The sequence below is a fragment of the Paenibacillus sp. O199 genome (genome assembly GCF_001636635.1).
Taxonomy (GTDB): domain Bacteria; phylum Bacillota; class Bacilli; order Paenibacillales; family Paenibacillaceae; genus Paenibacillus; species Paenibacillus marchantiae.
Map to the genome: position 1 here is coordinate 212,384 of NZ_LGRP01000001.1, position 13,542 is coordinate 225,925.

11 protein-coding genes and 2 pseudogenes are annotated in these 13,542 nt (G+C 45.4%); 3 read left to right on the forward strand and 10 right to left on the reverse strand.

All coding sequences use genetic code 11. The annotated features are described in order from the left end of the window. Window positions 1–28: 28 nt before the first annotated feature. The 4 genes and pseudogenes from A6049_RS00900 to A6049_RS34525 form a co-directional block, all read right to left on the reverse strand. The gene (locus tag A6049_RS00900; RefSeq protein WP_063562789.1) at window positions 29–757 is read right to left on the reverse strand and encodes a response regulator transcription factor; all 729 of its coding nucleotides are present in this window, start codon (window positions 755–757) and stop codon (window positions 29–31) included. A gap of 190 nt (window positions 758–947) precedes the next feature. Next, window positions 948–2,030, reverse strand: coding sequence for an ABC transporter substrate-binding protein (locus tag A6049_RS00905; protein WP_063562790.1), 1,083 nt, complete (start codon window positions 2,028–2,030; stop codon window positions 948–950). Window positions 2,031–2,131: 101 nt separating this feature from the next. Then, window positions 2,132–2,899: pseudogene (locus A6049_RS34520) on the reverse strand (ABC transporter substrate-binding protein); the annotation flags it as partial. Window positions 2,900–2,983: 84 nt separating this feature from the next. Beyond that, window positions 2,984–3,745, reverse strand: a pseudogene (locus A6049_RS34525) (helix-turn-helix transcriptional regulator); the annotation flags it as partial. A gap of 281 nt (window positions 3,746–4,026) precedes the next feature. On the opposite strand from A6049_RS34525, the gene nrdI reads away from it, so the two are divergent. From nrdI to nrdF, 3 genes are read left to right on the forward strand one after another with little or no spacing between them, the layout of a single operon-like run. Next, complete coding sequence (nrdI, locus tag A6049_RS00915; protein WP_063562791.1) at window positions 4,027–4,386, forward strand: class Ib ribonucleoside-diphosphate reductase assembly flavoprotein NrdI; 360 nt, start codon at window positions 4,027–4,029, stop codon at window positions 4,384–4,386. Then, entirely contained in the window at window positions 4,373–6,457 is a 2,085-nt protein-coding gene (gene nrdE, locus A6049_RS00920) for a class 1b ribonucleoside-diphosphate reductase subunit alpha (protein WP_063562792.1), read from the forward strand. The genes nrdI and nrdE overlap by 14 nt, the downstream gene beginning before the upstream one ends. A gap of 42 nt (window positions 6,458–6,499) precedes the next feature. Then, the gene (gene nrdF, locus A6049_RS00925) at window positions 6,500–7,462 is read left to right on the forward strand and encodes a class 1b ribonucleoside-diphosphate reductase subunit beta (protein ID WP_063562793.1); all 963 of its coding nucleotides are present in this window, start codon (window positions 6,500–6,502) and stop codon (window positions 7,460–7,462) included. An 87-nt stretch (window positions 7,463–7,549) separates the two neighbouring features. Here the strand turns inward: nrdF and A6049_RS00930 are convergent, their stop codons facing one another. Genes A6049_RS00930 through A6049_RS00955 form a run of 6 tightly spaced genes read right to left on the reverse strand, consistent with a single transcriptional unit; the run spans window position 7,550 to window position 13,523 of the window. Further along, window positions 7,550–8,593: a hypothetical protein gene (locus A6049_RS00930; RefSeq protein WP_063562794.1), complete on the reverse strand. Its 1,044-nt coding sequence runs from the start codon at window positions 8,591–8,593 to the stop codon at window positions 7,550–7,552. A 12-nt stretch (window positions 8,594–8,605) separates the two neighbouring features. Beyond that, entirely contained in the window at window positions 8,606–9,409 is an 804-nt protein-coding gene (locus A6049_RS00935; protein ID WP_063562795.1) for an ABC transporter permease, read from the reverse strand. A 12-nt stretch (window positions 9,410–9,421) separates the two neighbouring features. Next, window positions 9,422–10,231, reverse strand: a complete 810-nt coding sequence (locus tag A6049_RS00940; RefSeq protein ID WP_063562796.1) for an ABC transporter permease — start codon at window positions 10,229–10,231, stop codon at window positions 9,422–9,424. After that, window positions 10,228–11,211 (reverse strand): ABC transporter ATP-binding protein, encoded by a 984-nt coding sequence (locus tag A6049_RS00945; protein ID WP_063562797.1) that lies wholly within the window; start codon window positions 11,209–11,211, stop codon window positions 10,228–10,230. Before A6049_RS00945 ends, A6049_RS00940 begins: the two co-directional genes overlap by 4 nt. Before the next feature lie 58 nt (window positions 11,212–11,269). Then, window positions 11,270–12,445: a radical SAM protein gene (locus A6049_RS00950; RefSeq protein WP_063562798.1), complete on the reverse strand. Its 1,176-nt coding sequence runs from the start codon at window positions 12,443–12,445 to the stop codon at window positions 11,270–11,272. Beyond that, entirely contained in the window at window positions 12,417–13,523 is a 1,107-nt protein-coding gene (locus tag A6049_RS00955) for a glycosyltransferase family protein (RefSeq protein ID WP_063562799.1), read from the reverse strand. Before A6049_RS00955 ends, A6049_RS00950 begins: the two co-directional genes overlap by 29 nt. Window positions 13,524–13,542: the final 19 nt, after the last annotated feature.

Genomic DNA, 13,542 nt, shown 5'->3' on the forward strand with positions numbered 1-13,542 from the left:
ATTCTCCTCCTGAACTGCAAGATAAGAATCAGTGAGGCAAACGAAGAATATAACCGAACCCCCACAGGGTTTGAATCAGATCTTCCCGATTCGGCACATACTCGGATAGTTTGTCACGCAACCGTTTCACATGGGTATCTACAGTCCGATAATCCAGATCTTCCTCATGCTCCACTTTCCAAACAATTCTCAGCAAATCCTGCCTAGAGAATGCTATTTCCGAGTGTGTCGCCAGATGATAAAGCAAATCAAATTCTTTGGGAGTCATATGAATCTCCACTTGTCCTACTGTGACTCTACGGGAAGTTGGATTGATTAGAATGGAGGAAATCAACACCTCGCTCGCTGAATGATCTTTTGGCGCAGGTTCGATTAATCCGTTATAACGAGCCATCATAGTTTTAATACGTAGCACAACCTCCCTCGGACTGAATGGTTTCATGACAAAGTCATCCGCCCCTGCTTTGAAAGCTTCAAGCCGATCAGTTTCTTCTGACTTGGCTGTCAGAAACATGACGGGTATGCTTAAGTTGGTCCTAAGATAATGGCATATTTCAATTCCCTTAATATCGGGAAGAATCCAATCGAGAATGATCAAGGCATAAGAACCGTGATGAAGCTGCCCAAGGGCTTGCCAGCCTAGCGAAGCCTCCTCAACGATAAATTGTTCTTTCTCCAAATACATGCGAAGAAGTCTTCGGACCCGTTCATCATCATCTACAATCAATATTCTATTTTGCTGCAGGGTCCCGTTCATGTCTTACCTCCAAATCTTTGCGATATTCTGGTTATTTTCTTAGTTTCTCATTGTAAAGCCTCAAGCCAGTGAGTGAACTTGATGTAATCAGCATACCTTCAACGTACTCAAAAGGCATGACTCCATAGAGCCATGCCTTTAATAATCTATCTCTGAATTGTAGACAATGTATGAACGATTATGTCCAGGCTTATTTCTTGCCAGTGACGGCTGCTACCACATCGTCTGCCACCTTGCCGTCTGCAATTGGGCCGGACATCATCCAATGTCTGGCTGACACTTTGAACACATGGTTGTCCTTCACAGCAGGCATCGTTTTCCATACATGAAGTTTCTCAACTTCCGTTGCAACGGCACTGTTTTCATTGAACTCTTCTTCCGTGCTAATCGATCCTCCGTAGATGGCAAACACATAATCAGCTCCAATAGAAGGCAGCTTCTCTAGAGATGTCGTGACTCCCCAATCGTCCTTAGTATCCTTCTGGAATGCTGCAACGCTTTCGTCTGGATTTAACCCCAATTCAGTGTAGATAAGTGGAGCGAAGCTCGGAAAGAACACCTGCAGATCCTTGTCCGATGGACGCATGAAGACAACTGTTTTGTCCGGGCCCACAGCCGAAATGATATCTTCCTTGGCCTGTTTCAGTTTGTCGGTGTTCGCCTGAAGCACCTCCTGTGCTTTATCTTCCAAGCCCGTTGCCTTTCCTATTTCCACAATGGTTTTCTCCCAATCATCCGGTGAATAGGCAATGGTTGGCGCAATCTTGCTCAGTTCCTCATACGCTTTGTCATCAATGGCGTTTCGCTGAACCACGATAAGATCGGGCTGGGTTGCCAGAATGGCTTCCAGATTCGGATTGAAATCCGCATTTCCAGCGAGCGGAATGTTCAGTGCTTTGAGCTGGTCATCCAAGTAGTAGCCATCAAAGTCGTATGCATAGACCATCGGTACACCCAGGGACAATGTAAGATCCTCCAGACCAAATACGGCAACACGTTTTGGATGCAGCGGAACTTCCGTTTTGCCCATGGCATGTTCGATGACCTGAGTCTGAGGCTCTTCGGCAGTTTGAGTCGCTGCGCTTGCGTTTGTCTTGGTCGTTTCTGTTGTGGCTTGCTCTCCTGCTGTATTTGTTTTATTTCCGCAGGCAACAACCATAAGTGAAAGAACCAATAGCAGGAGCATCAATCCTGCAAATCCGCGTTTCCTTCCATGTGTAGCCTTTTTTGAACGATCTCTTCTAAAGAGATCATTATTTTCTGTGTGAGACATGAGTTCCCCTCCGCATTTCTGTATTGAGAATGATTATCACATGATGATTATACAGATGTTCCTCAGCGAAGAAAATAGAAGAAGATGTCTACTTTCGCCCATTACCGGGCACTAAATAGCAAGTTTACTTCCTGAAGCAGAAGTTCATGCCGATTGGCTGTATGTTCCAGGATCGGTTCGCTTAACCAATGTCCTCCCTGTGTCAGATAGACTTGTCGGTTTCGTACGGCATGCAGCTGTTTCCAGCTTTCCGCATGTTGAAGCCTCTCCCACACCATCAGGGAATGATGGTCCTTCATAACACTAACGATGATGACGTCCGCATCGAATGCAGCAAGCTGTTCGGCTTCCACGTATCTGGTAAATTCGATCTGATCCACACCCGAAGCCGCGGCAATCTTCAAATCGTCATAAAATACGGTTCCTGCTCTTCTACCCCAGATCTGAATGCCCCGGGGAGACACACTTAATGCGATTAGCTTACCTTGTTGAAACGAATGAGGAATATAATGAAGAACCGTTTCCACCTTTTCCTCATATCGAAGAAGCCATCTTTCACTTTCATTCTCCCGATCCAAAAAACGGGCCGTTCGCCGCAGATGTTGCCGCCAATCCTCTCCGTGCCAACTTAGAAACAACACCGGTGCGATGTGCCGCAGCTTCTCTTTCTCCTCTTCGGGGATCATCTCGTCCAATGCAACAATCCGGTCTGGCCTGGCCCGCATCAATGCTTTGAGGTTGAAATCATAGTCGTGGCTGAGTGCTACCTTGACATCATAACGATATTTCCGACGGTAATCATCTGTCCAAAACTGATCAATGGGCGCTGCGAAGGGGATGATTTGCAGGGTCAGCAAATGCCCGATATTGGGCCAGCTGTACGCGGCTGTTTTGCATTTCCTGTTCGCAATATATGTACGAGGCGGTAATCCCACCTGCTTTTTGAATTGGCTGCTGAAATAGTGTTGGTCCTTGAAACCTGCCAACAGAGCAATGTCCTTCAGTGGTTGTCCTGCTTCCATCAGACGCTTGGCCTCGTTGGTGCGAATCTCTGCCAGATAGTCCATCGAACTCTGACCGAACTTCTCTTTGAATGATCTCATGAAATAATAGCGGCTCATGCCCGCTTCATCGGCCAGGTTCTCGACTGTGATTGTATCCTGATAGTGATGCAGCATGTATTTCCGTGCTCTCTCGAGTGCGTTCTCGTGTTGGTTCTGCTTCTTGAACAGAAGATGCAGCAGGTCCTGGAAACCTGCTTGGCTTGCGAAACGATCTGTTGAATCACCGGTATGCCAGTAACAGACGATTTTTTCGCAAAGTTGCTGCACCTGTGCATCTGGAAACGTGATTGGCCTACCAAGCTCCGTCAACAAATGCTCAGAGGACACCTTCTGTCCTTCATATGGAATGATGCCGATATGAATCCGGTATATGATCTGCTCTCCATCCGCTAAATAAACGGTCTCGACCCGTTGGCCTGGTAATACTAAATGGGCACTATTTGGAACGAACGGATGCGGTATGCCATCAATGACGATTTTGCCGTGACGATTTGCAGCAACAAGAATGACATGATCTGGTGTTTCTTCGTATACCAAACGATAGGCCTTGTCGACCGAATCCTTGAATACGTTCTTTAATCCATACCATGCGAGATCTGCTGCTGTCTGTCCTTCACCCTCTGGGTGATTTTGTTGTAAATGTGTCATCATAGCGCATCCCTCTTTTCGAATCTTCTTCAAAATTCTAAATGATAACAATTCTCAATGTCAATCATAATTCTCTCATGCACCAAATATCGTGTCTTCGAATATGGATATCTACTAAGCCACAAATTTTTTAAACCTAGTAATAGAGCCCATTCATCCGGTTTTTCACAAAATTGATACCGATAAGCATTTGACAAAGCTATATATTGATATAAAATTAAGAAATAGATCTATATATAGTGTTTGTTTTTGATCACCTTTCATTTGTCAAGGAGGATATGATAGTGCTAATTGTGTATGATTCTATAACCGGGAATGTTAAGAGGTTTATTTCCAAGCTTCAACTGCCGGCTGTTCAGATTCAGAATCAAATGACGATTGATGAACCGTACGTACTTGTGACATATACAACAGGTTTTGGACAGATACCTGATAAGGTGTCTTCTTTTTTGCAAAAAAACTCTGCATACCTGATTGGCGTGGCCGCCAGCGGTAACCGTAACTGGGGTGAGCGTTTTGCCAAAAGTGCAGATTTGATATCTGCATCTTATAACGTCCCGGTTATTAGTAAATTTGAATTATCGGGCTCCAAGAGAGATGTGGAGTATTTTGAACAGGAGGTGAGCCGCATTGCGTCATATTGAATTAAATAACATGCTGCTAAAGCGCGACTCTGATGGCTTCTTCCAGTTACATAAGGATAAAGAGGCTGTAGAGGAGTTTATGAGAGAAATCAAAGATAAAAGTATGGCATTTGCCAACATTGATGATCAAGTCAAATTCATGATTGATCATGATTATTACGAGGATTTCTATGCTTCCTATACAGCTGACCAAGTTAGAACCGTATTTGAAATTACGCGTGGCTATCAATATAACTTTCCTTCCTATATGGCAGCTTCTAAATTCTATACTGATTATGCATTGAGAACATATGACCGCAAAACATACCTTGAGCAATATGCGGATCGAGTAGCAGCCGTAGCACTTCATCTGGGTCAAGGACACTTTGATACGGCTTGTTTGCTGTCTCGTTCTATGATGGAACAGCGTCTTCAACCGGCAACCCCTACTTTTCTAAATGCGGGAAAAAGTCGGCGCGGTGAACTGGTTTCTTGCTTCCTGCTTGAAATGGATGATTCACTGAACTCCATAAACTATGTACTAAACACTTGTATGCAGTTATCCAAAATCGGTGGTGGAGTGGCTGTCAACCTGTCGAAGTTGCGTGCTCGTGGTGAAGTCATTAAAGGGGTTGAAGGTGCTGCTAAAGGCATCACGCCTGTTCTCAAGCTGATGGAAGACGGCTTCTCCTACGCTGATCAGATGGGTCAACGTAAGGGGTCTGGTGCAGCATACTATAATATTTTCGGTTGGGACGTTATGGAACTGCTGGATAGCAAAAAGATTAATGCGGATGAGAAAATCCGGCTGAAAACTCTCTCTATCGGACTTATTGTCCCTAATCGTTTCTATAAGCTGGCTCAAGATAATGAGCCCCTGTACCTCTTCGCACCTTACAGTGTCTACAAGGCGTATGGAACACATTTGGATGATATGGATCTGGACGTGATGTATGATACCTTGCTGGCTGACGACCGCGTGAAGAAGAAAAAATCGCTCAGCGCACGGGATATGCTGACCAAAATAGCGATGACTCAACTTGAATCCGGTTATCCTTACATCATTAATAAAACCAATGCCAATCAAGCACATGCCTTGAAAAACGTAGGACAAGTCAAAATGTCGAACCTTTGCACAGAGATCTTCCAGCTCCAAGAAACTTCTGAAATTACAGACTATGGTCAACCGGATATTATTCGCAAAGATATCAGCTGCAACCTGGCCTCCCTCAATATTGTTAATGTTATGGAGAGTGGCAAGATCAAGGAATCCGTTCATGAGGGAATGATCGCACTAACCTCCGTCAGCGACATGACACATGTAGCCAATGCTCCCGGTGTGGCAAAAGCCAATTCCGAAATGCATTCCGTTGGCTTGGGTGCCATGAATCTGCACGGTTACTTAGCCAAAAACAGGATTGCTTATGAGAGCTCGGAGGCCAAGGATTTTGTACGTACCTTCTTTATGACCATGAATTATCATTCTCTTGAGAAAAGTATGGAGTTTGCAGAGCAAACGGGTCAACGGTTCTATGGATTCGAGCAATCGGACTATGCGACTGGGGTATATTTTGATCGTTATGTGACTACGGATTACCGTCCCACCACATCGAAAGTACAAGAATTGTTTAACGGCATTGCTGTTCCGTCTCTCGAGGATTGGAACCAGCTTAAGTCTAAAGTGATGAAAAATGGTCTCTATCATGCCTATCGCATGGCTATTGCTCCAACGGCCAGCATCTCTTATATCCAAAACGCAACATCCAGTGTAATGCCCATCGTGGAACAAATTGAGACACGGACCTATGCCAATTCAACCACGTATTATCCGATGCCCTATTTGCAAAAGGATAATGTCTTCTATTACAAGTCAGCGTATCAAATGGATCAATTCAAGGTAATTGATTTGATTGCGGAGATTCAGCCGCATGTGGACCAAGGCATCTCAACCATTCTTCATGTAAACAGTGATGTATCCACGCGGGAGTTGGCTCGCTGCTACCTGTATGCTGCTCATAAAGGGTTGAAATCTCTGTATTATACAAGAACCAACAAGCTGACGATGGAAGAATGCATTGCTTGTTCAATATAAATAATTTCCCTTTAGGGTATTACGATTGGAGTATGATATACCATGCCGGCAATTCAAGCTGTGAACTGGAATCGGGCGGATGATGATTTCACACTGATGTTCTGGAATCAGAATATTATGCAATTTTGGACCGATGACGAGATTCCTTTATCCGATGATAAAATGACCTGGGGCATGCTCAGTGATATAGAAAAAGACGCTTATATGAAAGTTTTGGGAGGCTTAACCCTTCTGGATACGATCCAGGGCGGTGTAGGTATGCCGCAGATTATGGAGCATGTCGATGGACTGCAACGCAAAGCCGTACTTAGTTTTATGGCGATGATGGAACAAATTCATGCGAAATCATACAGTAGTATTTTTACCACATTGGCATCAACCGAAGAAATTGACAGTGTATTTAAATGGGTGGAAGAAAATCCATATCTGCAAACCAAAGCGACGGTTATACGTCAGTATTACATGAACATTGAAACTTCAAAAGATCTGTATATGGCGATGGCGGCCTCCGTTCTTTTGGAAAGTTATTTGTTTTACAGCGGATTTTTCTATCCACTCTATTTAGCTGGACAAGGCAAACTCACATGCAGTGGTGAGATCATTGATCTGATTCTGCGGGATGAAAGTATTCACGGTGTATATGTGGGGGTATTGGCCCAGGAAATATACGCGAGCTTTGATGAAACGCAGCGGAACGATGTGTATCAAGGTTTGGTTGATCTAGTACAGCTTCTTCATCAAAATGAGCTGCAATATACGGAGGAATTATATACACCTATTCATTTGAGCGAAGAAGTGGAAACCTTCCTTCGTTATAATGCTAACAAAGCCATGATGAACCTCGGTTTTGAGCCATTATTTGAAGACGAGGAAGTTAACCCGATTGTGTTAAATGGAATCAGTACACATACCAAACAGCATGACTTTTTCTCTAAAAAAGGAAACGGTTATATTCGTACTCTGAATGTAGAACCTCTGACGGATGATGATTTCAAGTTTGAATAATTGATAAAGAATTATAATAGGGCTAACGTATAACCTATGAATATAAATAAAGAAGGCTGTTCCTCCCAGAGGAACGGCCTTCTTTATTCACTTTTCGAGCAATGAAATCAGTCTTTGCAGCAGAACAGGCTCTTCCTTGCGGAATTGCTCCAACCGGAGTCTTACCTTCGCAAACACAGCCTTGTCTTCACGAATTTCATGACGGATGTATTGATCCCTTAGCTTCATTGCCCTGGTGGTTATATCCTGATAACCATTCACAAGTTCTTCGTCGTAGGGGATCATCCCCTCATCGATCAAGTAGGCAATCCGTTCACTCATCATTTTTTTGTGCTCCCAGAGCAAATGAAGATGCCTTACATCGTTACGGTCACCGAGACGAGGATCGTTGCTCTCTACCGCATCATAGTACATTTGCAAATAGTCGTAGACGTCAATTCCGAAAGCCTGTTCGTCATCAGGAATGTAATTAATGCGATTCAGATGAGTCTCTCCGTTCAGGTAATCATGCAGTTGGTCGAGTGCTACGATTCTATCGAAAGGATAAGGAGAATGCGGCTCGTATTTGTAAAAATAAGTGTGATGATCCGCGGTGAGCCCCTCTCTGAGCAGATGTCTCATGGAATGGACAGCATCCAGGAATTCCGTGAATGGAATCTGTACATTGCGGTAAACTCCCGTATGGTCGAACATGGAAGCATCAAAAAAACGATTATCCCAATCGAAACCGTACAGAAAAAGATGATGAGGAAACGGTTCCTGCTGATAGGCCGCCGCTGGCGGTAGCTTCGCTTCGTCCAAAAACACGACACAATAATAGCCGCTGCGAATCTGATCCGCGAAAAATTGGGGCCAGGCGTCCAGCGCCAAATGCTCCAGAATCGTATAATTCACAGAGCATGTGAGTAGAAATGGATTATTGAAATTCAGTTCGTTGGGTTTGCCCCGAAAAAAATCGATATAAAACTGTCTGCCATCCTCCAGAAAGGTTTTCTTGCAGGACAACTGAATGAAGTTGCTGTAATACCAAGGAATCGTTTCCTCATGTGCACTGGTAATCGAAAGCGTGTAAGCCCACCTCAGAAATCCTTTAAGCGGCGGATTTGACACGGGCAGCTGAACAGCATTCATTCTTTCTCCCCCTTAACTGCTTGCACTACTATATCCCTTTACAGCCTGTTTCCAGAGCAATCGTATAACTGTGAAGAGTATAAGCGAAGCGACCAACGCCAGTCCTGTATAGAGCCAGCTGAGCTGTCCTAGCAGGAACATCGGCCCGAAATTGGTAATCAGGAACAGCGGAATGACAAAGGTACCGATCCGCCGGACCCAAGTTGGATATATTGCCATTGGAAAATTGTTGGCGTCCCAGGCGGAATGAGCAATCTCCGATGCAGAGCCCGTCTGAACGAACCGAAATGAAAGCAATGCAGGGATAATCATTAGACAGTATGTGATGATAACGGACACGAATAACAGCAGCATAAACCCGGCTAGCTGGAGAAACGTCAGGGGTATGTCCATGGCATGCCAGCCAATGCCAATCATGACGAAACCAACTAAAATATCAGGGATTGGCAGCGCCAGATCGACATAACGCAAAGAAGCCATGAATTGAAGAGAAACCGGCTTCGTTAACATTAGATCAAGTGAGCCGTCCTTAATATATTCCGGAATTTTCGTGAAATTGGTGAAAAACAGACCCACATACATTCCTGTCACCACGGTGTGCATGCCTATAAATAGAAGCAGCCCTTCTGGCGGTATGCCGTCGACGTGAAGATCGGTTCGGAACACAACCAGTACATATAACAGTTTGGCGAGCAGGTAGACGGATTCCACCAGCAGGCTCATCATGAAATTACCCCGAAACTCCATCTGGGCAATGAGACAATTTTTGATGAACATGCCATACAAATGTGCGTATTTTCTCATGACTCTAAACATATGGAATCTCCGCTACCCCCCAACCGCTGAATATTTCTTCATGGATATGCGCCACGTTAGACGGGATAGCCATAAGAACAGGAGTATCCACCCCAACTGGATGAGCAATCCTTGATACATCGCCGCCACTTCCGTTTTGCCGCTGAGCACATTGACCGGAAAATAAATGGTATACGGAAACGGCGTGTACTGAAGTGCCTCCACTATCGAATCCCCGAAAATCTCCAACGGAAACATACCTCCGCTCAGAATATTCACGAGCAGACTCGTAATGACGAAAAAATAAGAGATTTCATTTAGATAAAAAGCACTTGCACAGATGCAATAAGAGATCAAGAAATTGAGCAATAGCGCCCCCGACAACGTAACGACGAACAAGATTAGCCGTATGATCTGGAACTCAAGCACACCACCGGCAGATGATATCCAGATAATCCCGACAAGCAGCACAGCTGTAACGCCGTAATAGATCGCCTTCTGTCCGAAAAAGGATACTAGCCGATATCCGAAGTAACTAACCGGTTTGATCAAATACTTGTTGAGACCGCCGTTCTTGATGTCATCGACAATCTGGTGCTCGAACTGGGTAGCGATCAGCTTGGAAACCAAGCCCGCCAAGATCGTATACAAAATAATTTGATTATATGAATACGAGAATAGCGCCGTTTCGCCGGAATGTTGGTACACCGCAGTCCATATAAAATACTGGACAAGAATCGGAAACGCGGCTCCGAGAAGACCGAGAAAGAAGTGAAATCGGTATTCCATCGATTGCTGCACACCCATCGAAAATACAGCCGTATACAATTTGCGTCCATTCATCCGACGGATTCCTTTTGGTAGAGCATCGATATACTCTCCTCGATCGGCACATCCTCAATCGTCCAGTCAACGATTGGAAACGAATCGAGCATAGCACGCGACACTTCTTTTAGACGGTGTTTGGGCAGTTCCAGAACAACGCTGTAGTCGTCTGCGCTGATCATTTTTCCGAATTTGGCCAGCCGCTGCTCGGCAACCGGTTCCGAGAACTGCAACTTTACAATTTTGTGATCGCCAAACAGATCATTAATCTTATGAAGATCTCCGTCATACAGAAGACTTCCTTCGTTAATAATGATTGTCCGCTTGCACAGGTCCTCCACGTCCTTCATGTAGTGGCTCGTCAGCAGGATCGTGGCGCCAAACTGCTCATTATAGTATTTCAGAAATTCCCGCACCCTCTTCTGAGAGGGGAAATCCAGGCCGATCGTTGGCTCGTCAAGATACAGCAGCTTTGGTCGGTGGATCAGAGCGGCGATTAGCTCCATTTTCATACGTTCACCCAAGGACAGCCTGCGAACCTGTACATCCAGCAAGTCTTGCACATCAAGCATCTCTGATAGTTCGGCAAGACTTCGACGATAGAGATCATCCTCGACGTCATATATACATTTGTTCAAATAAATCGAATCGCTCGCAGGAAGGTCCCACCAAAGTTGATTTTTCTGACCCATTACAATGGAGAACAGTCGTTTGAATTCGTTCTTTCGCTCCCAAGGTACAAAGCCAAGTACGTCGGCTTCTCCGCTTGTGGGATATAGAATGCCCGACAACATTTTGAGCGTTGTGGTTTTACCTGCTCCGTTCGGACCCAGAAATCCAACGCACTCTCCGGGGCCGATATCGAAGGAAACGGATTTAACCGCTTCCTTCACAAGTGATTTACGAGCAAATAAGTTTTTCAGTGAATGTTTGAGTCCTGCTTCTTTCCGATAATATATGAACGATTTGTGCAGTTCCCGTACACGTATAAAGTCCATCCCCGCTCCTCCTGAATGATTGCATGTTTTCCCTTATTGGCGGCTAAAGTTAAAGCGATTAAACTCCGTTGTTATACAGAAGCACGCATTTGGAGCAAATCGGTGTCAGACCGCAGGCCAGAATCTCGCGTTGTTTTCGCAGATCCTCACCGTGGAAAATATCGGCCACACTTTCTTCGTATAAATTACCGACACTGAATTCCGGAAAAAATTTGCATGGATTGACCTTACCGTCTGGCATCACGTCCATCCGGTTCGAGATCGAGAAACACTTGGTCCGATTCATGGCTGGCTTTTCGCTACCTCGAATAAAACCTTCTACCTCTTCGGGCTCCAGCGCAGGCTGATAGCGGATACGTACATTCCACACTCGTGAATTGACTCGTTTAAATTCCTCGATTAATGTGTCGAAACGGTCCGGTGAGATGTGAAACGTGAAAGAGTGCCAGCTATTCTTGTGGTCACTCGCAAAGCGGGAAGCAAGGTGTGGAAAGTGTGCATCAAAGTAGGTGTCCATTTTTTCCGCCGTATCGGAAGGGATGTACCATGGGAAGCAGAAGTACACGGAATCAACGCCCAGCTCTTCAAAGAATTCCATCAAGCTATACAGCTGATCGACCATCTGGTCATTTACTGTCAGGGCTACGGACACTTTGCCTTTGTACAAGCCCTGCTTTTGCAGATCCAACAGCAGCTGTATGGCGTGAATCACTTTTTTGAAAGTGCCTTTACCCCGAATCGCGTCATTCTCCTTCTCGAATCCTTCCAGGCTGACCAGCATGACTAAATTTTTAGACATTTTCAAAATGGAATCCAGCTTTTGTTCAATGAGAATCGCGTTTGTGCAAATGGTCGTATGCCGGTCTTCCTTAGCCAGCAGTTCTGCCAGTTCATCGAACTTAGAGTAAAATAGCGGTTCTCCGCCCCACAGGAACACACGTGATTTGCGTTCTCTCGTTTCGGCCAACAGTTTCTCCACGACGGGAATCTCGATTTCGTCTCTCTTCACTTCACTGGCAAAGCCGTGATGGAAGCCATCTGGATTCCATTCAAAGCAATGCTTGCAGCGCAGGTTACAGCCGTTATTAAGCTTGATTCCGATCTCATAAGGCACGGGTGCGGCATACGTCGGGTCCTCCCGGCGTTTCCTTCCCGTTTCCGCGAGTGGAACAAGGGTTCTTTTCATATTTTGGAATGTCAGCTTATCAAACGTAACTGCTGTTTTCGGCTGCATGCGTTTTCCTCCCCAAATGATTGATTTTTGATCGCTGCTCCAGTAAACGTTCGTACATTTCTTCGAGATGTTGTTCCGAGTAATCTAGGGCTTTCCATTCCGCAAATCGGATACCGAAACCACAGGATTCCCAATACTTTGAATTCTGAAGCTCATGGTCACCAAACGGCTCTAACATGACAAAAGGTATTCCGTAGGACAACGAATCGTTCAGTGTCGCTCCTCCGGGCTTGCTGATAATGGCAGCGCAATTGCGCATCAGATCCGTGTAAGCAGAGTAATCACGGAGCGGAATTGCCCGAAGAATGCCCTCTTCACGCACATATCGGTTCATTGGTGGAAACGAATGCCGCCCCTGGGCATCCCAACTCCACGGATTCCATGAAACCTCTGTTCCGAAGTAGCGTGTGCTCTCATCGTCCTCCTCCACCTCGGAAGGATTGTAGACGATCACATCCAGCAAATAACCAAATTGACGAAGCTCTGCAATCGTTGACGCGTATGTTCCTATCCCCCAGCCGCCGCCATGGATCAGAATGCGCCCGTCACGCTGTGCATAAGCCAGAAGCTCCTTTTCATCTGAGGCAATATAGAAGTCTGGAGACAACCTTGAAGGCTCGTAAAGCCAAACGTTCTCGTAGTCCGGATACAAGGACTTGTGTACCTTAAACGATGGCGTATCGCACACGTCCAAGCGGATCAGTTGAATATCCAAAGGCGTGTGCGCAATGGCTTTGTACCTCTCCAGGATCGGAAGCCAAAAACCGGTAAACACAGCAAAATGAGATACCCCATCACGTATCCATGAGTCCAACAGGAACTGGACTTCCGCTTCATTCAGGGAAGAGTCTACAGGCTTGGCCAGTTTATGCCCCATAAGGGCAACGGAGAAATCGGCATGAAATGCTTTTTTGGTGGAATTAATCTTGCACCTGATTTCTTCATGATACAGGTTCTCCAGAACGTGAACGTCCGTTCTAACACCTCTATCTTGCAGGTACGTGTTTAGATGCATAGCCGGAATGTATGCACCAAGCGAATTGCCCGACGCAAGCAGGGTAACCGAAGATGAATTCATGCGCAGCCTCCGCATTCCA

Coding starts and splice junctions, on each gene's coding strand:
- A6049_RS00945 (WP_063562797.1), bottom strand. CDS start 11,211: ATGGACTTTATACGTGTACGGGAACTGCACAAATCGTTCATATATTAT.
- A6049_RS00935 (WP_063562795.1), bottom strand. CDS start 9,409: ATGTTTAGAGTCATGAGAAAATACGCACATTTGTATGGCATGTTCATC.
- A6049_RS00940 (WP_063562796.1), bottom strand. CDS start 10,231: ATGAATGGACGCAAATTGTATACGGCTGTATTTTCGATGGGTGTGCAG.
- A6049_RS00900 (WP_063562789.1), bottom strand. CDS start 757: ATGAACGGGACCCTGCAGCAAAATAGAATATTGATTGTAGATGATGAT.
- A6049_RS00930 (WP_063562794.1), bottom strand. CDS start 8,593: ATGAATGCTGTTCAGCTGCCCGTGTCAAATCCGCCGCTTAAAGGATTT.
- A6049_RS00905 (WP_063562790.1), bottom strand. CDS start 2,030: ATGTCTCACACAGAAAATAATGATCTCTTTAGAAGAGATCGTTCAAAA.
- nrdF (WP_063562793.1), top strand. CDS start 6,500: ATGCCGGCAATTCAAGCTGTGAACTGGAATCGGGCGGATGATGATTTC.
- A6049_RS00950 (WP_063562798.1), bottom strand. CDS start 12,445: ATGCAGCCGAAAACAGCAGTTACGTTTGATAAGCTGACATTCCAAAAT.
- A6049_RS00955 (WP_063562799.1), bottom strand. CDS start 13,523: ATGAATTCATCTTCGGTTACCCTGCTTGCGTCGGGCAATTCGCTTGGT.